The sequence below is a fragment of the Candidatus Nitrosotenuis chungbukensis genome, from assembly GCF_000685395.1.
GTDB classification, from domain to species: Archaea; Thermoproteota; Nitrososphaeria; order Nitrososphaerales; family Nitrosopumilaceae; genus Nitrosotenuis; species Nitrosotenuis chungbukensis.
The window spans coordinates 73,946-92,984 of record NZ_AVSQ01000015.1 but is presented as its reverse complement, the minus strand read 5'-3'; the positions used below and the strand labels follow the sequence as shown (position 1 = coordinate 92,984).

The 19,039-nt window shown below is 41.1% G+C and carries 20 protein-coding genes; 17 read left to right on the top strand and 3 right to left on the bottom strand.

The genetic code is table 11. The features are described 5' to 3' along the window. The first annotated feature begins 5 nt into the window (after positions 1-5). From NKMY2_RS05385 to NKMY2_RS10240, 10 genes are all read left to right on the top strand, one after another. The gene (locus NKMY2_RS05385) at positions 6-920 is read left to right on the top strand and encodes a transcription initiation factor IIB (protein ID WP_042685604.1); all 915 of its coding nucleotides are present in this window, start codon (positions 6-8) and stop codon (positions 918-920) included. A 117-nt stretch (positions 921-1,037) separates the two neighbouring features. Beyond that, on the top strand, positions 1,038-3,962 hold the full coding sequence (locus tag NKMY2_RS05380) for a hypothetical protein (RefSeq protein ID WP_042685601.1): 2,925 nt from the start codon (positions 1,038-1,040) through the stop codon (positions 3,960-3,962). A 229-nt stretch (positions 3,963-4,191) separates the two neighbouring features. Next, positions 4,192-5,049 (top strand): cyclin family protein, encoded by an 858-nt coding sequence (locus NKMY2_RS05375; protein WP_157832458.1) that lies wholly within the window; start codon positions 4,192-4,194, stop codon positions 5,047-5,049. A gap of 4 nt (positions 5,050-5,053) precedes the next feature. Beyond that, positions 5,054-6,283 (top strand): hypothetical protein, encoded by a 1,230-nt coding sequence (locus NKMY2_RS05370; RefSeq protein WP_157832457.1) that lies wholly within the window; start codon positions 5,054-5,056, stop codon positions 6,281-6,283. Between the two features lie 232 nt (positions 6,284-6,515). Further along, complete coding sequence (locus NKMY2_RS05365; RefSeq protein ID WP_157832456.1) at positions 6,516-6,947, top strand: hypothetical protein; 432 nt, start codon at positions 6,516-6,518, stop codon at positions 6,945-6,947. Next, positions 6,944-7,624 carry a prepilin peptidase gene (locus NKMY2_RS05360; protein WP_042685588.1) on the top strand — a complete coding sequence of 227 codons (681 nt, stop codon included), beginning with the start codon at positions 6,944-6,946 and terminating at the stop codon, positions 7,622-7,624. The genes NKMY2_RS05365 and NKMY2_RS05360 overlap by 4 nt, the downstream gene beginning before the upstream one ends. A gap of 342 nt (positions 7,625-7,966) precedes the next feature. Further along, a complete protein-coding gene (locus NKMY2_RS05355) occupies positions 7,967-8,461 on the top strand; it encodes a helix-turn-helix domain-containing protein (RefSeq protein ID WP_042685585.1) in 495 nt (164 codons plus the stop codon). Then, positions 8,455-9,087 (top strand): hypothetical protein, encoded by a 633-nt coding sequence (locus NKMY2_RS05350; RefSeq protein ID WP_042685578.1) that lies wholly within the window; start codon positions 8,455-8,457, stop codon positions 9,085-9,087. The genes NKMY2_RS05355 and NKMY2_RS05350 overlap by 7 nt, the downstream gene beginning before the upstream one ends. 60 nt (positions 9,088-9,147) lie before the next feature. After that, positions 9,148-10,248 carry an MFS transporter gene (locus tag NKMY2_RS05345; protein WP_042685913.1) on the top strand — a complete coding sequence of 367 codons (1,101 nt, stop codon included), beginning with the start codon at positions 9,148-9,150 and terminating at the stop codon, positions 10,246-10,248. A gap of 69 nt (positions 10,249-10,317) precedes the next feature. Continuing rightward, complete coding sequence (locus tag NKMY2_RS10240; protein ID WP_052347531.1) at positions 10,318-10,641, top strand: hypothetical protein; 324 nt, start codon at positions 10,318-10,320, stop codon at positions 10,639-10,641. Here the strand turns inward: NKMY2_RS10240 and NKMY2_RS05335 are convergent. From NKMY2_RS05335 to NKMY2_RS05325, 3 genes are read right to left on the bottom strand one after another with little or no spacing between them, the layout of a single operon-like run. Then, entirely contained in the window at positions 10,621-11,379 is a 759-nt protein-coding gene (locus NKMY2_RS05335) for an ABC transporter permease (RefSeq protein WP_042685575.1), read from the bottom strand. The genes NKMY2_RS10240 and NKMY2_RS05335 overlap by 21 nt on opposite strands. Further along, entirely contained in the window at positions 11,376-12,146 is a 771-nt protein-coding gene (locus NKMY2_RS05330; RefSeq protein ID WP_042685572.1) for an ABC transporter ATP-binding protein, read from the bottom strand. The genes NKMY2_RS05335 and NKMY2_RS05330 overlap by 4 nt, the downstream gene beginning before the upstream one ends. After that, positions 12,134-13,150 (bottom strand): ABC transporter substrate-binding protein, encoded by a 1,017-nt coding sequence (locus tag NKMY2_RS05325; RefSeq protein ID WP_042685570.1) that lies wholly within the window; start codon positions 13,148-13,150, stop codon positions 12,134-12,136. Before NKMY2_RS05325 ends, NKMY2_RS05330 begins: the two co-directional genes overlap by 13 nt. Positions 13,151-13,308: 158 nt before the next feature. Between NKMY2_RS05325 and NKMY2_RS05320 the strand changes: the two genes are divergently transcribed. The 7 genes from NKMY2_RS05320 to lysM are packed head-to-tail and all read left to right on the top strand — an operon-like array spanning position 13,309 to position 19,009. Next, complete coding sequence (locus tag NKMY2_RS05320) at positions 13,309-14,496, top strand: argininosuccinate synthase (RefSeq protein WP_042685568.1); 1,188 nt, start codon at positions 13,309-13,311, stop codon at positions 14,494-14,496. Between the two features lie 11 nt (positions 14,497-14,507). Beyond that, the gene (lysW/argW, locus tag NKMY2_RS05315; protein ID WP_042685907.1) at positions 14,508-14,675 is read left to right on the top strand and encodes an alpha-aminoadipate/glutamate carrier protein LysW; all 168 of its coding nucleotides are present in this window, start codon (positions 14,508-14,510) and stop codon (positions 14,673-14,675) included. After that, a complete protein-coding gene (gene lysX, locus NKMY2_RS05310; RefSeq protein WP_042685566.1) occupies positions 14,676-15,533 on the top strand; it encodes a lysine biosynthesis protein LysX in 858 nt (285 codons plus the stop codon). It abuts the gene before it with no gap. Positions 15,534-15,561: 28 nt separating this feature from the next. Continuing rightward, a complete protein-coding gene (argC, locus tag NKMY2_RS05305; RefSeq protein ID WP_042685562.1) occupies positions 15,562-16,617 on the top strand; it encodes an N-acetyl-gamma-glutamyl-phosphate reductase in 1,056 nt (351 codons plus the stop codon). Positions 16,618-16,621: 4 nt separating this feature from the next. Next, complete coding sequence (locus NKMY2_RS05300; RefSeq protein ID WP_042685559.1) at positions 16,622-17,422, top strand: [LysW]-aminoadipate/[LysW]-glutamate kinase; 801 nt, start codon at positions 16,622-16,624, stop codon at positions 17,420-17,422. Continuing rightward, a complete protein-coding gene (locus tag NKMY2_RS05295; RefSeq protein WP_042685555.1) occupies positions 17,419-18,609 on the top strand; it encodes an aspartate aminotransferase family protein in 1,191 nt (396 codons plus the stop codon). Before NKMY2_RS05300 ends, NKMY2_RS05295 begins: the two co-directional genes overlap by 4 nt. Then, on the top strand, positions 18,590-19,009 hold the full coding sequence (gene lysM, locus NKMY2_RS05290) for an HTH-type transcriptional regulator LysM (protein WP_042685554.1): 420 nt from the start codon (positions 18,590-18,592) through the stop codon (positions 19,007-19,009). The genes NKMY2_RS05295 and lysM overlap by 20 nt, the downstream gene beginning before the upstream one ends. Positions 19,010-19,039: the final 30 nt, after the last annotated feature.

Below are 19,039 nucleotides of genomic sequence, written 5' to 3'. Positions count from 1 at the left end.
AAATTATGATTATGCAAGCTTTGAACATTGATGATAGTTGTAAACGGTGTAAAGGACTAGTGTTAACAGATGTTGCCACAGGCGAGAGATGTTGCCAAAGCTGCGGTAACGTCATTGTTGAACGCATTGAGGAATCTAGATCCGCGCGTAGTTTGTTTGTAGACAGTCAAGATGACAGAAACAGAACAGGTGCACCGAATTCACTTGCAATACACGACAGAGGGCTGGCCACAATAATTGGCAAGATGGGCAAAGACGCATCGGGTAAATCGCTTTCAGTATCCATGAAAAACAACATAAGAAGACTTCGAATTTGGGACAGTAGAAGTCAGACGCGTGAGCACATAGATAGAAATCTCAGATTGGCATTTCTTGAACTAGACAAATTAAAGGACAAACTCACATTATCAGATACAGTAATTGAGAAAACGGCCCATATTTATCGAAAGGCAGTTGGAAAAGGATTAGTCAGGGGCAGATCCATTCAAGGAGTTCTTGGAGCTGCAGCATATGCAGCATGTAGAGACACGGGAACTCCAAGGACGTTAAACGATGTATCAGACGCACTTAATATAAAAAGAAAAGACATTTCGAAAGGATACCGCATGCTTGTCAACGAATTGGATTTGAAGATGCCAGTAGTGGACTCGATAAACTGTGTGTCTAAAATAGCAAGCAAAGTTGGATTGGACGAAAAAACACGACGGCGTGCTCTTGAAATTTTAACGAATGCAAACAATATGGAAATAACAGCTGGAAAGGATCCAATGGGACTTGCAGCTGCTGCGCTATACATAGCATGTTTGAAATACGATGTCAAAGTGTCACAAAGAGAAATTTCAATAGCTTCCGGCGTAACTGAAGTAACAATACGAAACAGATACAAAGGATTAAGAGAATCGCTGGATCTGACTATTTGATAAATATGATATTTATCGGCGCTAGCGCCTTCGATTGATAAACATCAGATAATTACACATCAATTAGCGATTAGATAAAAAAACTCGCTCCTTAAATTTTAACTAGTTTTTCAATTTGTGATAGAATCGCAAACAATACAACTGCTAGTCAGACTGAGTTTGACAGGATTAGCTACATCTTGTTTTGGATATGCTTTTGCAGAAATGGATAGTGTGAATCTCTGGGCACCATCAAACATTGTTGCGGGAGAAAATTATGAGGGCGTGGTGATTCTTGACGCAGGTGCAAAATACGGTCAAACGATGATGCTCTCAACAAATGACCCAACCATAATAAAAATTCCTGAAAGTATAACCATTTTGCCTTACTCTAATCATGGAATATTTCCAATCAAGGCAATAAAGGAGGGAGCAGTCACAATTTTTGCAGCTACAAACGGGCAGATCATTCAAAAATCCATTAACGTTTATTCATCTAGTAGAGTACCTGAAGGTCTAAGAATAATTCTTCCTGTAAACACAACAAAGGCCGAAAACATGCTAGGTTATGTCATAGCAACAGACAGTAAAGGTTCGCCTGCGCCTGTTTCCAAAGATACCAAAGTTAACCTAAACTCAACCCCATTAATTCAAGTAAATGAAGACAGCCTACTGATCAAATCTGGAAGCCATTTGTCAAAATTTTCTGCAAAAATCAAAGGCTCTGGAAAAATATTTGCAAATGCAGAAGGCCTAAAAATTGGCGAACATGAAATAGTAAAAACACAAGATGTTGTCACAGTTAGAATCGCGGTTGCTCCAAACATAATTTTGGAAGATTCCAAAGCCTACTTTTTTGTCTGGCTTGAAAAGGATGGAAAACCGTACAAACCCCCATACGTGGTTCATGCCTTTCTTTCATCAAACAACTTGGATTCCATCAGATTTACAGCACGTTCTGATGTAAAACAATATTCAGACTCTATTTTACAAATTTCCTTGACTGATGGAGTCGGCAGCGGTCATGTGATTTCAGGGAATAGTGGGAGCGCAGTCATTACTGCAAACGTTGATGCGTTTGGATCCACGCAAACTAGCGTAGTTGTCGGACCTGTCACAATTGACAAAAATTTTCAGCCAATAGAATCAGACAAAGAGGAGAAATTAAAGGAGATTGAAAAACGTACGCCAAATGTTGCTTTCATCTGGCTCTATCCCACAATAACTGATTCTGACGGATATGGCGTTATTGCGCTATACAATATGAATTCCACTAAAAACACCAGCACCCATGCAGATACAAACAGTACGAGTGTTTCAATCTCAAGCACTGTGAATAGAATTGTACCAGTTCCTTTGGACGGAAGAACCATATCTCTTACTTCGTCGGGCGATCTGCAGCATCCAAATATGTTGAAACTATCAGAATCAAAAGAAGTTTTGCTACAGAGGGGAGTTGGTCACAATCACGCATTGTTGTTTGATGTAGTTGGAAAAAGTCAGGGAGAGTACACAGTCTCTGCATCAGGCCCAGGTTTAGAGAGATATCAATCAAGAATCAACATCATGTCATCCTATCATGATCTTTACCAACTAAAAACAACACCCATCCCCACATTGCCAGGGAGCACTCAAGCGTTGGCCATGGTATCAATCATAGATAATTTCGGCGCCTTGATTGATGCTCAAAAAACGTTTGCAGGGCCAGTTGAAATTTCAGTATCCAGTAGATCACACAATGAAAAAATAACTATCACGTCTCAGAATTCGGCAATTTATTCTGGAAACATCGTTGAGGCATCACCGACTATTTTTTCTTCTGCAACGCTTTCACCAGTAGAACATGTTATCACTCCCAATGGAATTGCAGCATCCGTATCAATTGACGCACCAACCAAGGCACACATCACTGAAAAAATTCCTTTCACAGTTCACGAAATAGACTCATTTGGTGTCCCCCTTAGAAAAATAAACTTCACCAACATTTCTGCAACGCCAGGTATTACAATAAATGGCAAATATTTGGAAATCAATAATGCTGGAACTGAAAAAATAGCTGCAATCTCAAAGATCGGAGCATCAAATATCAATATCGAAGCTTTTGCAAATAATCTTGATTTTTCAATCATTCCTTCTGGGGTTACCAACAGGATTGGTAAGGAGTTTGAGCTTCGTATTACAAGTGATGTGAAAGACATTGATGTTCAAATTGAATCCCCGTTTCCATATAAAAAAATTGATGAACTCACTTATGCCATAACTCCAGACGAAGAAGGGCATTTGGGCATCACATTTACTGCGTTTAAAAAAGGCTACACGCCATCAAAGAGTATCTTTTCAGTACACGCCGAAAAAATTGTCAATATTGGATTTAAAGCAATTGGGAGTGATGGAAAAGAGCTAAACATTGAAAAGCATATCGAGATTGGTAATGTCTCAAAAAACATTGTTACGCCATATCAAGGAGAATTCAAATCACAGTTTCTAAGATCCCAATTCCCACCCAATGTAGTCATCGGCAATCACGGATACAAACTGAATAACGTAGTCTTTGAGGATCAAGAATTTCCAGACGGCAGAATCAGCAACATATACCTCAACAGGGACGCCCAGATAATTGCAAAATATGATAGAATGATAAAAATTGACGTAGAAAATGCACTCGGGGGCGGATTTTACACGTATGGGCAGGTGGTGAACCTATCAGTTCCCCCAAAGGACAAACTTTCATTTCTGGTCAGAGAGGTCTTTGATCATTGGGAAGGCATTCCATACCACACTGAGAATGTTTCTTTTATTGCATATGACGATGTAAGGGCAAGAGCTATCCTACATGACGACTATTTGTTTTTGATGACAGTATTCGGATTTGGGGTATCAAGTATGATGTATTTTAAATTAATTTGGAAAAAAGGAATCAGTTTGCGGTGGTACATGCAGAGATTTTTCAGTATTTTAAAAATTAATAATTTTGACAGACTAGTTTTTAGAAGATCACATATGAAAAAGACAACCAATAATAGTTTAACCTCCGATTACGAATTTGATTTCGATAAAAATTAAATTAATGGGCCAAAAAAAGACGCCAACTAAATTAATCGAAATTCCAAAAACAACTTGAATCAAATTCAAGTTCTCAGTAGATCATTAATTTCTCAAAACGAAGAAATTTATCAATTATTATATAGTTTAAAGCTGAAATATGCAAAGACATGACAAAGAGATTACCATCAACTAAATTTTCAAGTGATCATAGATGTCAAAAAATCGGTCTTAAGTGCAGAGGAAGATCATGAGTTTTGCATTCTATGAATCCACATCAAATGTATGCTCATCATTTCAAAAAATCCCCAAATCAGCATTAGACGAAACAAAAAAAATTCCAAGAATCACATGTAAGCACAGATCCGAAGATCAGATAGTTACAGAGTCAGAAGAAATTGTTTGCAAGGCATGTGGGGTGGTTTTAGGAATGGATGACGTTCCAGAGACAAGTGTTGATAGTACCGCCAATCTATTTCAAGAGATTCAGCCGGGTTGCAAGCCTGTAAAAATTGAGGCCACAATGAGAATTCACGAGCAAAAAGTAGCCTTGTCCAGCTTCTCAAATGCATGCAGTAAACTCAAACTGCCACGTCATGTTTCCCTCGATGCTTGGAATATGTATTCAAAACTCGATAAAAATACAAATTTCTCCACGGCAGAAAAGGCGTCCTTTGCGTTGTTTGTTGCGTGTAGGAGGCATTCAATTCCAAAAAGCGATACAGAGATTCAAAAATCAATAAAATTTGCGTTTTCTCTTAGTCGAACACCAACAATGTTCAAGGTTTTTTCATTAGTAAAAATTACTGCCAAAGAAAAATTGAAAATAAAATGTGACGGAGACAACTATCTGAATTATTATCTCAACATATACTCCAATAAAGTCCCTCAACAAAAACGCGAGGAAGTTAGAAATATGATCATGGGATTAAGCACATTAAAAAACAAGACGCCGTTAGAAAATTGTCACACTGTTTCAAGATTTGTCTACAACATGGCGTCTCGTGAAAGTAAAGAATTCGTAAAAATCAGAAAACTTGTTCTTTCTAATGAAAACAATATCGGCATCAAAAAAATAAAAAAAGAAGAGACTGGGGGATGCGGATAAATTGATGTCAAATCTGTCAATACCTCAGCAAATTGTGCAGATATCAGAGTTACACCCATGCCCAGTTCAAATAACTATTCACACTGCAAAAAAGATCGACTCCATTACTAAAACTGCAAAATTCAATCCAGAGGCAATACCTGCACTTAGTGTGGCTCTTTTTAACAATAAAAAATACGTAGCAGATGGAGGAGCACGAGTATTAGGCCTAAAGAATGCAGCCGTGAAAGAATTCAAGGCAAACTTCTATCAGGCAGATTCACTTGAAGAAGTGGTTGCACTTCATGTCAGATTAAATCAGACTAGCCCACTGAATCCGCTCAAAATCATTGAACTTGCAAGATTTTTTGACGGCATGAGCATTAGTGAGATTTCGAAAATGTGTTGGCTGTCAGAATCGTATGTGAGAATGTTAGAAAATTGCAGAAACCTGGCAAACGATGCACATGAAAGGCTTCAATCCATTCAAAACGAACTGGCCAAAACACTGACAGAGGTCACAATGCCTCCATATGTCTTAGAAACCATATGTAAAATCCAATCAAAAAGCAAGCATGTGAAAGCAGTCGACATGCTAGAGGTATCCCTCAAGCAGTTATCAGGTAAGAAATTCTCATTTCCAACCCACAAGTATTTGGAAGGACTCTTTGAGCCACTATATGACAAACCTCAGAGGGAACCGGTGAGTTTTATTGAAGAAATAGACAACATTGAAGAAGAAACTAAATCATCGAAAAAACAGGAAAACAGGCCATATTCAGTTGTAACAAAATATTCAACTAATGAAAAAGAAAATATCAAAAAAATTCTTGGAAATGTGCCTCACCAAACAATACTTGACATAGCAGTAGGAGATGAAATAGTAAAAGAATTAGAATCATTAAAAAACATTGTAGCAAAACTACCAAGAGAGCAGAGAAATATTTTCAACGAAAAACTTGAGGAAATAAAAAAGAAATCAGCAAGAAAAAGATTTAGGCTAGACATGAAGAAAAATACAGTCTCACCCATAGATGAAAAAAACGGAGTTATCGTAATCCAAGGAGAGTCCGGGAAAAAATCCTGCTTTATGCTACCCGAACATACGGAATTTCTCGATATGCAAAACGGAGCAGAGATTCGTGCCAAAATGATAACAAAGTCAGCACAGATTACAAAACTTGCAAAACTTGCCAAAGAATTAGAAGTAAAAGAAAGCCTGAGAATACTAGTTCTTAGTTCGAACCGCATTTGAGATGGATCTTTCTGAAAAATCAAAAAAAGAAATCTCTTCTCTTTTTTTCAAAAACCGTTGTTTGGAAACAAATAGTACCGCCCACTTGATTTGTAAGGCGCTTTATTCTGCTCCATGCGAACAAAAACAACTAGTCGAAAAAATCTTACAGATGAACAAGAGTCTCAATGTCATAAGGGTCACAATCTGCGATCTGCAAGCTAAAAATTTAATCCAATTTACTGACGGCCTTTTGAAGTTGACAGATGTTGGACGTTGGCATTATGTTGCGGCAAAGATCGGCATATCAGTATCATCGTTATGCCTTTTATCACAAGCATATGTCATTCAAAAAAATCTAGAGAATAACGGATTTGTAGGATATTTTGCGGTGGCGTACTTTGCAGATATTGTAAAATATTCGCACTCTACGTCCAAATTAATCCGTAATTTACGCGAAATGGGGCTAACCTATCGTCATCACAAGAACACAATTAGGATTTTTCCTGAAAAAATGAAAATGTTGGAAAATTACGATGCCGAACTGACATCGCTGAACAAGTGGGTTGTAGAGATAAAATCCAAAATAACAGACATCGAGGACAGTGACTCAATCGCAAGAGAGAACTTTATCAAAGATTTGGAGTGCTACGCCAGACTTCACACAAGCAAGGTAATGCAATGAATGAATTCGAAATCATTAGAGTGGCAATTACAATTGGAATGATGTCGGTTGCCACATACTGGGATGTAAAAACGAGGTATGTTGATGACAGAGTATGGGTCTTTGGCCTTGGCTCTTTTATAGCAATATCGGCAGTTTTCATTTTCGTGTTTGAAACAAGCATTCAGGAATTAATCGGTCCTCTAAACATAATTGGCATGATGTCAGGCATCGGAATTGCGTTTGCAGGATGGATTATGAAATTTAACGGAATTGGATATGCCACAGGTGATTTTTTTGGCTTGTTGTCCCTTTCGGTCATTTTGCCAAAATTTGACGGCGTTGTAATTCCAATATTGACCATCATGTTTGCATCCGTACTTTGCGTCATGATCACAGTTATTCTTAATCTGAAAATCAACATAAAATCAAAGAATTTTTTTTCAGAGTTTGACGAACCGGCGTACAAGAAAATTTTAGCTTATTTCACAATACACAAAAAAATGGAAAATGAAAACTTTACATTTCCTGCAGAGATCACAGTCAATGGAAAACGAAAGTTTCAGTTCAGGCATGATCCAGACACACAGGAATTTTCCTCAGACGCAAAAGAAACCTATGTTTGTACCACTACACCCATGATGCCATACATACTTGCTGGGCTGGGTTGCGCCATCACGGCGGCCTTGGTGCTATAACATAAGAAAACAGTCACCAGATCACAAGTGCCAGAAAGTTTGACCCAGTTCAGCACCTATTTGACGTAGAGATTATTTTTTAAGAATCCTGCAACACTCCACAGACGGAATGCTCTTTAGATTTTTGTATTGAAGGTAGGTGCATCTGATCTTATGGGCCTTATGAGTGCCCTTAAACTTGTAAATGACATGAACTTCGTCATCATCATTAAATTTATCTTCAGATAGCAAATCGCGACAAACATTGTCATTTGCCAATCACTCACATAAAAGACTTTTCTGATCTTATAAATTTCCTAAATTTGAGAAATTATTAAATAATTACGATGCACAATAGAAACTGTGCAATCCCAAGGAATGCGCGAAATACAAAAACGGGCTTTTCTATTATTCGCAGAACTAGGCGAGAAATCACGCACAGAAAAAGTACTTTCCGTCATAAAAAAAGAGGACAACTCGATTACAATTAGGATTAATGACGCTGAATTAACAAATAAAATTATTGACGCGTACCTAGACAAAGACAACCGAGTTATTCTTTACAACCTGAGAACGCCCATGACAATAACGGAAATTGTAAAAAGATCAAAACTTCCCCAGTCGTCAGTATATAGGAAGGTAGATGCACTTGTTGAACAAGGGCTAATTTTGTTTTCAGGTTTTGACAGGGACGTAAAGAATGGAAAGGGAAACCACAAAGGCGCTGTGTATGAAAAAACAATCCATTCAATTAGCTTTAATTTAAAATCGGATACGCATACAACTGAGATCACTATTGAAAAACATGCATTGCAGAAATGCAAGCCATTATACCTATTGGTGTCCAATACATGTTAGGAATTGATGTACTTTTAGCGCAATATTTTGAAAACCACCTAGACGATCATTTTGGAACGGCGGTACGTAGGAAAATTAAAGACAGGTTGTTTGAAAGATACGGGCTCTCATTGCAACAATCATTGCAACAATTCGACATCTTTGAAAAAGTATTAAGCGAGTTTTTTGGAAACGCCTCGAAAGGAGTTCTGAAAAACCTATTTGAAAGTGTGTGCACTGTTAAAAAACAAAAATCAAACAAAAAACAAAAATCAAGTTTTATTGAGGTCAGAGACGAAACGCTTGCAAACTTTATCCTAAGCACATATGGAGATAATGATAAAAAAGCAATTCTCTCAGTAGCTACTGAGACTGCGCTGACTCTCCCGGAGATATTAAGAAAATCAAGCCTGCCAACAAGCAGCGGGTACAGAGTTTTCAACAGCTTGCTAAAAGAGGGTTTGATCACAGAGATCAGCGACAGTTCAGAAAAAAGCGAAAAAGCAAGATTCAAGTCGACTATCAAGGAGATCAAAGTGAGCCTGGCAGGCACTAAACTGGAGATTGCCATTTTCTTTTCCAAAGAAGCTCTCAGGGGAAGTCGAGTTTTGGCAACAGTTGCCCCCAACTTGACAATAACTACCTAAGCATACAAAATCTTGACATAAATTATTCCACATTTTAGCACGTGTGAGACAACTTTCATGATGCAAAAAATTGGAATCAGCAACCTAGTCCGAGGGGCCACGTTTTTCGAGCATGCCGGAATATCCATCGTTTATGTTTTCATGCCAATTCTAGCAAAGAACCTCACAAGTTCCGTCTTTGAGGTAGGAATTACAGTTGCCACGTTTTTCTTTGCACAGATCATGTCCAGTTTGTATTTTGGAAGAATTTCAGACAAACGTGGAAAAAGACTGATTTTCATCCAGATCGGATTTATCGGCTCGGCCATTGCCTTTGGGCTACATTATTTTGCAGACAATTCGTTTTACTTACTTTTAGCGCGACTGGGAGCAGGAATAGCAAGCGGAATGATCGTTCCAGCAATGCTTGCATACACATACGAGTCAGGCAAAGACAAGGCAAAGGTTGCATCAATCATATCGTTTCATGCACTTGGGTGGCTTGCAGGAATAGTTGCTGCTGGAATTGCAAACAATGAGAAGACAATATTTCTCATAAGTGCCGGTTTCTTTTTGGTAGGACTTGCGCTGTCATCAAGACTTCCAAACTACACCATGCCAAGAGAAACGGGGAAAGGAACGACGATGGCAGTCATTGCAAAAAACAAGCACCTGTTTTTGTCTTTACTTCTCAGACACATCGGTGCAACATCAGTTTGGACCATCCTGCCGCTTGTTTTGACTGAAACTTTTCACGCCAAGCTATATGAGGTATCATTGGTGTACGTAGCAAATACTGCAACAGCGTTCGTTTTAATGAATTTGATGGCCTCAAAAATAAAAACAAAAAACACAACCAAATTCAAAATAGGAGTAGGCCTTACAGTGTTCGTATTTTTAGGGATGGCATTAATGACTAGCTGGTGGATGGCAATTCCATCCATGGCATTAGTAGGCGTCACATGGGCATTTTTGTACATTGGTGGGAGCATTCACCTAATGGAAAACAACCCAAAATCCACATCCACTGGAATTTTCAATTCCACAATAGCCATAGCAAATGTGATCGGACCAGTCATTGCAGGCGCACTCGCGTTTTACTATAACAATGTCTCTGTGATGTATTTTGCAGTCGGAATTTGTATTGTTGCGTTTTTGATTTCTTTAAAGATTAAAAATTAATTCTACTACATGCTTTGCCGCTACGTCTTTGGCCCCTTAAGACGAATTGCTTCTTTTCAATGTAGATACATGGAGAGAGTTGACAAAAAAACAGAATGTGAAAAGAAAGAAGACATTCCCAAGATATACGAAACAGAAGACATTCCAGCTGAAAAGAAAATAATCTATCAAAAGTGGGAAATACCACAAATAGGATTCTACTGGCTAATAGCAGAACTAGACAGGAGTGAAAACATTGCCTACGGCTATGCCAATCTAAACGATGATCTGTTTGCAGAGTGGGGATACATCAGCATCGAGGAGCTCATTGAAAACAATGCTTCCTTATGCAGGGATTGGAAGCCTTGCACCTTTGAAGAGGCCCAGAAGCGACTAACGCAAGCCCCATCGTGACATGACTTTGTCTTCTAGTTTTTTGAAGATAAGCCCATCAATTACAATGCCAATAATCATTATGACTAGCATCATCGCTATTACCTGCGAGACATCACTGAGCTGTCGGCCAACATTTAGCAAAAATCCGAGTCCTAAAAACGAGAACAGCAGTTCTGCGCCGATCACGCCCCTCCATGCAAATGCCCAACCCTGCTTGAATCCAGAAATCATGTACGGAAATGCAGCAGGAATCAGCACCTTTGTTATTAGTTGGCCACCCTTTGCACCCATGTTTTGTGCCGCTGCGATATAGTCAGGATTGATGTTTTTCACACCAGTGTACGTGTTTATGGTGACTGCAAATATTGCACCTGCCACCGTAACAAAAATTATCCCAGCATCTGTCAGTCCAAACCAAACTATTGCCAGGGGGCTCCACGCAACTGACGGAATCGACTGCAGCCCCAAAATTATAGAGCCGATTGTTTGGTTTACAGTTTCCACTCTTGCCATAAACACGCCAAGTGTGATTCCGCCCACTATTGCAAGTACAAGGCCAATTGCCAACCTCCAGAGGCTAGTTCCTATTCCAAAGAACAGAGTCCCATCAGATGCGCCATACCACAGACTCTCGCCAACCTCAAGTGGTGATGGAAAGACCTTGTCTGACCACACGTTTGCAGAATCAAGTGCCTGCCATACAAGAACAATTCCGACAAAAAACGCAATTTTCTTTGCCAGGATATTTGCCTTCATTCCCCGTCTCCTTTTGATTTTACTTCGGGTCGCAGTTCGGCAAGTATTTCCTGCTGGTATTTCATCAGGGTTTCATCTTCTGAAAGGCGCGGTCTTTTGTTTTCTATGCTAAAAATTTTTTTAATCGTTGACGGTCGGTGAGTAAACACTGCAATTTTGTTTCCAAGAACAGTCGCTTCCGAGACAGAATGAGTCACAAATATTATCGTCTTTTTTGTTTTTTGCCAGATCATCTGCATTTCAACTAGAAGGGTATCACGAGTCTGTGCGTCCAGCGCTGCAAACGGCTCATCCATTAACAATACTTCCGGATCCATGACTAGCGCCCTGGCAATTGCCACCCTTTGCCTCATCCCAGTAGACAGTTGATACGTATACGAATTTGCAAATTTTGTCAAATCCATCATCTCCAAGTAGCGCTTGGAGATTTCATGCCGCTCAGAGTCTGGAATGCCTGCAATTTTTAATCCGAATTCCACGTTGTCTTGCACCTTGAGCCACGGAAATAACGCACCTTCTTGGAACACCAGAATTCTATCAGGCCCAGTATTGATAATCGGGCGACCATCAAGTAGGATTTGCCCTTCTTCTGGCTTTTGTAGTCCTGCCACTATCCTAAGAAATGTGGACTTGCCACATCCAGACGGCCCAACCAAACAAATGAAATCTCCCTCATCCACGGTGAGATTTATGCCGCCAAGTGCCTTTAGCGGCTGCCCGTCATGATCAAAGTACTTGACAATGTTTTTTGCTTCTAGTTTTGCCATGATGCCACCCTTGTTTTGTTATCAGTATAGTAAATATGATCCAGATCATATCCGGAACGGCCAAGATAGCCAAGGTCGTTAGCCCGTTCTGCAAATATGCTAATCGAGTTCGGGATCGGATCCGATGTAATCACAATGTTTGAAAATGCGCCATGGACAATATCTTTAGATAGTTTTTTTCCAGTGTGCTTTTTGTAAAAGTCGATAAATATAGACTCAGTCTCACCAGGATTTTCGTTAATCCAGTTTACGGTATTTGTGTGAGCATCAATCCATTTTGCCACCAAGTCAGGATGCTTCTCCAAAAACTCGGTTCTTGCAACTAGCAGCACGGAGGCAAATTTCTTGTCAGGCCACGTGTCTTCTTCTTTGAACAGTCGTTTTCCGCCAAGCTGCTCAACTAGCATTGTGGCAGTTGGCTCAGGCGCCCATGCGGCATCTATATCGCCCTTTGCAAACAAAGTATAGATTTCAGGATTTGCAATGTTGTACACGGTAACTGTGCCGCCCTTCTCCTTGGGTTTCAGATTGTTTTCTGCAAGGTAGTATCGAAGAGAGACATCCTGAGTATTTCCAATAAATGGCGCTGCAATCTTTTTCCCATCCAAGTCAGCGGCAGCAGATATTGCAGAGTCTTTTTGTATGACAAAGCTTGCCCCGCCACTGGTGGCGCCGGCTAGAATTTTGATATCATCAGTCTTTGATTTTACGTATCCAATTACAAATGGAGCGGGCCCCAAATATGCCAGATCAGCAGACTTTGTGAAAAGCGCCTCAATTACCTCAGGGCCACTGTCTACAATTCTCGTTTTGATTGCAGTACTGCCCAATTTCTCTGCAAATTCGCCATTTTCCAGCCCCACAACGGGCACTGCGTGATTCACATTTGCCAGAAATACCAGTCTGACCTGGTCCTCTTCTGATTCATGCTGCCCCAGACTCATTGATACTGCAGTAATTGCAATTATCGCGGCTGCCACGCCAAAATAGATGAGAATTTTCATAAAACAGCGTTATGAAACTTTGGTTAAATAGTGATCGGATTTTAGCTGAAGCTAGTTGCAATTTTTCGCCATGATGATTTTTTCCAAAAACATAAAATGAAAAATTTTTCGGGATCAGCATAAAAGATAAATGCAAAGCATTTTCACGAAAAAGCTCGATGAAACAAAAAGCAGTACTTGCTTTTTCTGGCGGATTAGATACTTCAGTTGTCATAAAATATTTACAAGAAAAACACAACATGGATGTAATTACAGTCACAGTTGACGTTGGGGAGGGAAGCGACCAAAAGAAAATTGCGGCAAAGGCAAAAAAGCTCGGCGTTCTTCGACATTACAACATAGATGCAAAATTAGAGTTTGTACAAAAATTTATCCATCCGGCAATCAAAGCAAATGCGCTATATCAAAAAAAATACTGCCTGGCAACAGCCTTGGCAAGACCGCTAATAGCGCAGAAAGTAGTAGACATTGCAAAAAAGGAAAAAGTCGACGCATTAGCACATGGGTGTACTGGAAAAGGAAACGACCAAGTCAGATTCGACATAACGCTGCGCTCAGGCTCCAACTTGCCCATAATTGCGCCGATTCGCGACCTAAATTTGGATAGAACTACAGAACTTGCATTTGCAGAAAGGCATGGGATATCAATTGACTCAGTATCAAAGAAATTCAGCATTGATCAGAACTTGTGGGGCAGGGCAATCGAGGGAGGGCATCTTGAGGACCCGTACAGTGAGCCACCAGATGACGCATTCATCTGGGTAAAGACAAAGAATCTTCCTGACAAGCCCAGATATTTGGAAATAGAATTTGAAAATGGAGTCCCGGTGGCAGTTGACAAAAAAAGAATGAACCCGATCAAACTAATCGAATACACAAACAAAGTTGCAGGAGATTACGGAGTTGGAATAATAGATCACATAGAAGACAGAGTGGTGGGAATAAAATCCCGCGAAGTGTACGAGACCCCAGCGGCGTTGTGCATCATAGAGGCACATGCAGACCTTGAAAAAATGGTGCATACAAAGCATGAGACCAAGTTCAAGGAGATGGTTGACTCAGAGTGGGCATTTTTGGCATACTCTGGGCTTTGGCAAGATCCGCTAAAGCGAGACTTGGACAAGTTCATCGACGAGTCGCAGAAAACCGTAACTGGTACGGTTCGACTCAAACTGTACAAGGGCGCGTTTCGCGTAGTTGGACGAAAGTCAAAGCATTCGCTATACAGTCACGACATCGCCACCTACGGAAAAGGATCGGCATTTGATCAAAGAAAGGCGACAGGCTTTGTTGAACTCTGGGGATTGCAGACAACAGAAGCTAATAAATTACTAAACAAGAGGTGAAAAAAATCATAATGAATTGTTCAGAATGTGACGCAAAAATAAACATCCCAGACGATGCAGCTGTAGGGGAGTTAGTCTCATGTCCAGAATGCGGAGCCGACTTTGAAATTGCAAAGAAAGACGGCTCAAACGTGGAACTAAAACCAGCAGAAAGCGTCGGAGAAGACTGGGGAGAGTAGTTGTCCAAGATTTGTATCGTATTTGATAGACTCAGACTGGAGGAGAAGATGCTTCAAGAGCAGGCATCAAAGATGGGTCACGATACAATAGTAGTGGATGCAAAGACTAGCCAAATCAGTACAGAGAGCAAAAAAGGAGATATTGATTTTGGCGACGTCGTCCTAGAAAGGTGTGTGAGCTATTTTAGAGGCTTGCACTTTACTGCATGTCTAGAGTTCCTAGACGTTCCAGTAATCAACAAATACGACGTGGCAGACAAGTGCGGAAATAAGCTGGTGACCTCGCTATTATTAAAAAAACACGGAGTCCCAACACCAAAGACCTATTTTGCATTCTCGTCAGAAGAGGCGGCCAACCTAATCAACAAAGTCGGCTTCCCGATCGTGATAAAGCCAGTCATAGGAAGCTGGGGAAGGGGAATCTTGCCGTTACGAGACAAAGACACGACGGAGGCAATAATAGAAATGCGCGACATTGCAGACGGCTCGCACGACAGAATTTATTATTTACAGGAAGTGATAAACCGCCCACCCCGCGACATCCGGGCAATAACGGTAGGGAACCAAGTAATTGCGGCAATGTACAGAAAGTCGCAAGGCGACTTTAAGACAAATATCGCACTTGGAGGCGATCCAGAAATATGTGAGATCACAAAGGAGATGGAAGACATCTGCATCAAGGCGTCAGGGGCAGTCGGCGGAGGAATTTTAGGAATCGATCTAATGGAAGACGAAAAACGCGGGCTCGTAATACACGAAGTGAATAATACCGTCGAGTTCAAGGGACTTGCAAGGGTTGCCAAAAAAAACATCCCTCAAGAAATGATTAATTTTGCCCTAAACCACGTTAGGAAATAAATTATACTACCATGTCACGGAGAACAATATGTTAAGAGTAGGAGTAGTTGGAGCGTCAGGGTTTGTAGGCGGAGAAATGCTACGCCTTTTGGTATCTCACCCCAAAGTCGAGATCACGATGGTCACGTCAAGGCAGCACGTAGGAGAATACCTACACAGGATTCAGCCATCGCTTAAAGGATTTACAGAAATGACGTTTTCTGAGCTAGATTATGATAAAATGTCAGACAAGTGCGATCTCGTATTTACCGCAGTCCCACACGGAACTGCAACTGAAATAGTAAAAGCGCTCTACGACAGAGGCCTCAAAGTAGTAGACCTTTCTGCAGATTACAGACTACACAAGCCGGAGGCATATGGAAAATGGTATGGATGGGAACACCCGCACCCAGAGTATTTGGCAAAATCAGTGTTTGGCGTTCCAGAACTGCACAGGGATAAAATCAGAAACGCGCAGCTGGTATCATGCCCAGGATGCATGGCAGTAACCTCAATGCTTGCCCTAGTTCCACTGATCAAAAACAACGTAATCGATACAGAGCACATTGTAGTTGATTCCAAAATCGGCTCATCAGGTGCAGGCGCAGGAAGTGTTGCCGGAACGCACCACGCAATGAGATCAGGAGTCATCAGGCCATACAAGCCTGCAAAGCACAGGCACACCGGCGAAATAGAACAAGAGCTAAGCGAGATTGCAGGAAAGCATATCAGCATATCAATGAGTCCCCATGCAGTAGACATAGTCAGAGGAATTCTTTGCACAAATCACACATTTATGATAAAAGACATGAACGAATTGGAACTGTGGAAGCTGTACCGCGAGCAATACAAAGACGAGAGGTTCATCAGATTAATTCGCGACAAAAAAGGGCTGTACAAGTTCCCAGATCCAAAGTTCGTAGTTGGTTCCAACTTCTGCGACATTGGTTTTGACATTGATGAAGACAACCACAGACTAGTTGCACTATCAGCTTCTGATAACCTAATGAAGGGCGCAGCAGGCTCTGCCATCCAAAACATGAACGTCATGTCGGGCTTTGACGAAATGGAAGGTCTGAAATATTCACCTCTAACTCCAGTTTAAAAAAATGATTACAATCAAAATTGGCGGAAGCGTAGTAGAAAACCTTCACCCGTCAACAATTCCAGACATCAAAAAAGTAGCAGAGCAGGAAGGGGTAATACTGGTTCATGGTGGCGGAAAAGAAGTCACAAAGACGTGCGAAATGTTAGGAAAGGAGCCAAAATTTGTAGTATCCCCAAGCGGAATAAAGAGCAGGTATACTGACAAGGAGACTGCGGAGATTTTTACAATGGTAATGTCAGGCAAAATAAACAAGGCGATAGTCCAGATGCTGCAAAAAAACGGAGTAAACGCAGTAGGACTAAGCGGAATTGACGGAAAAATATTCGAAGCGGAAAGAAAAGACAAGCTGGTAATAGTCAACGAGAAGGGAAGAAAGCAGGTAATTGATGGAGGATATACCGGAAAGGTGACTCATGTAAATGCAGGATTGCTCAAATTATTGCTAGACCAGGGCTACGTGCCTGTGATATCGCCAATTGCCATGTCCAAGGAGTTTGACTTTTTGAACATAGACGGAGACAGGGCGGCGGCAAACGTGGCAGGAAGCATACAGAGCGACAAGGTTTTGTTTTTGACCAATGTGGACGGATTGCTCATGAACGAGAAACTGGTGGAAAAACTCTCAAATGCAGAAGCCAAGGAAATAAGGCCAAAAGTCGGATTTGGAATGGAAAAGAAAATACTTGCTGCGACAGAGGCGCTTGACATGGGCGTAAGAGAGGCACTAATTGCAAACGGCCAGCGAGAAAATCCTATATCATCGGCAATTTCACACCAAAGGTGCACGGTGATTAGTAAATGACTGAAGACGACTTTTTGGGTAGTCTTTATCAGAGATTCCCAGTTACAGTGGAGAGAGGACTAGGAACGCGAGTCTGGGACATCAACGGCAAGGAATACATCGACTGCATGGGAGGATACGGGGTTGCACTAGTCGGACACAGAAACCCCCGAGTAGTAGACGCAATCAAGGCTCAGATAGACAAAATCATTACGGTTCACAGCTCATTATACAACAAGACTCGCGAAGAATTTTTAGAAAACTTGATCAGACTAGCTCCAAAGAAACTGTCCCAAGTGCATCTTGGAAACAGCGGCACTGAGGCAGTAGAGGCGGCAATAAAGTTTGCAAGAAAGTACACCGGCAAGTCAGGGATGATTGCAATGAACGGATCATACCACGGCAAATCAATGGGAGCATTATCAATTACATTTAATCCAAAGTACAGAAAGGCATTCATGCCACTTGTAGAAAAGGCAACGTTTTCCCCATTTGGAGATATCGAGGCGCTTCGGGCCAAGATAGACAAGGACACCTCATTCATAATCATGGAGCCAATCCAAGGGGAGGGCGGGATCCATCCAGCGCCAGAAGGATTTTTGCAAGAGGTCCGAAAGCTTTGCGATGAGAACGGAATTCTGCTAATTTTTGACGAAATTCAAGCAGGCCTTGGAAGAACTGGTAAAATGTGGGCGTGCGACCACTGGAATACGGCACCAGACATAATGTGTCTGGCAAAGGGAATCGCAGGCGGGGTCCCAATGAGTGCAACGCTGGTCAGGCCAGACATTTTGGCTGCGATGAGTAAGGGAGAGCATTCTTCCACGTTTGGCGGTAATCCTCTCTCTTGTGCCGCAGGAATTGCAACGCTAAAGGCACTGACAGAAGACGGACTGGTGGACAATGCGGCCAAGGTAGGCAAAATATTCCGAGACGGACTTGAAAAGCTCAAAAACAAACACAGCATAATTCGCGAAATAAGAGGGATGGGACTGATGATTGGAATAGAGATGAAATTCGAAGTAAAGGACATACTGATGGACGGAATCTCAGAAGGAGTCCTACTGCTGTATTCTGGCAGAAACATCATCAGATTGCTTCCGCCACTGGTATTATCAGAGCAGGATATCATAAAAGTATTAGAAGTACTAGACAGACTAATGGTAAGAGAGACAGAGAGGAGAAAAAATGTACAAGGACAAGACTGATGATGAGATATTAAAGATCTTAAAGGAGGACTCTAGGGAATCTTTTGTAGACATCGGAAAAAAGCTAAAGCTGTCAGAATCTGCAGTAAGGCGCAGAGTAAAGAATCTAATCGACAACAAAGTGATTAAAAAATTCACAGTTGAAATGGGCGAGCAAAACTCGACAAAGGCAATAGTACTGATATCAGTAGAGTCATCAATGGACACGTCGAAGGTCTCCGCAAAGCTCACAAGCTTGGAAGGAGTAAAGACAGTCTATGAAATCACGGGGCAGTACGACATCGCGGTGATAATTTCGGCCCCAAACATAATGGAGATCAACGGTTCAATTGACGCGCTAAGAAAAATTCCAGGAGTGTCAGATACCAACACTGTGATCATTTTACGCGAAGTCACGTAGACGAATTTCGTGACAAAGCATTTGCTTTTT

Coding starts and splice junctions, on each gene's coding strand:
- NKMY2_RS05375 (WP_157832458.1), top strand. CDS start 4,192: ATGAGTTTTGCATTCTATGAATCCACATCAAATGTATGCTCATCATTT.
- NKMY2_RS10240 (WP_052347531.1), top strand. CDS start 10,318: ATGGAGAGAGTTGACAAAAAAACAGAATGTGAAAAGAAAGAAGACATT.
- NKMY2_RS05325 (WP_042685570.1), bottom strand. CDS start 13,150: ATGAAAATTCTCATCTATTTTGGCGTGGCAGCCGCGATAATTGCAATT.
- NKMY2_RS05335 (WP_042685575.1), bottom strand. CDS start 11,379: ATGAAGGCAAATATCCTGGCAAAGAAAATTGCGTTTTTTGTCGGAATT.
- NKMY2_RS05295 (WP_042685555.1), top strand. CDS start 17,419: ATGACTGAAGACGACTTTTTGGGTAGTCTTTATCAGAGATTCCCAGTT.
- lysW/argW (WP_042685907.1), top strand. CDS start 14,508: ATGAATTGTTCAGAATGTGACGCAAAAATAAACATCCCAGACGATGCA.
- NKMY2_RS05370 (WP_157832457.1), top strand. CDS start 5,054: ATGTCAAATCTGTCAATACCTCAGCAAATTGTGCAGATATCAGAGTTA.
- NKMY2_RS05350 (WP_042685578.1), top strand. CDS start 8,455: ATGTTAGGAATTGATGTACTTTTAGCGCAATATTTTGAAAACCACCTA.
- NKMY2_RS05345 (WP_042685913.1), top strand. CDS start 9,148: ATGCAAAAAATTGGAATCAGCAACCTAGTCCGAGGGGCCACGTTTTTC.
- NKMY2_RS05360 (WP_042685588.1), top strand. CDS start 6,944: ATGAATGAATTCGAAATCATTAGAGTGGCAATTACAATTGGAATGATG.
- NKMY2_RS05300 (WP_042685559.1), top strand. CDS start 16,622: ATGATTACAATCAAAATTGGCGGAAGCGTAGTAGAAAACCTTCACCCG.
- NKMY2_RS05385 (WP_042685604.1), top strand. CDS start 6: ATGATTATGCAAGCTTTGAACATTGATGATAGTTGTAAACGGTGTAAA.
- argC (WP_042685562.1), top strand. CDS start 15,562: ATGTTAAGAGTAGGAGTAGTTGGAGCGTCAGGGTTTGTAGGCGGAGAA.
- lysM (WP_042685554.1), top strand. CDS start 18,590: ATGTACAAGGACAAGACTGATGATGAGATATTAAAGATCTTAAAGGAG.
- NKMY2_RS05330 (WP_042685572.1), bottom strand. CDS start 12,146: ATGGCAAAACTAGAAGCAAAAAACATTGTCAAGTACTTTGATCATGAC.
- NKMY2_RS05320 (WP_042685568.1), top strand. CDS start 13,309: ATGAAACAAAAAGCAGTACTTGCTTTTTCTGGCGGATTAGATACTTCA.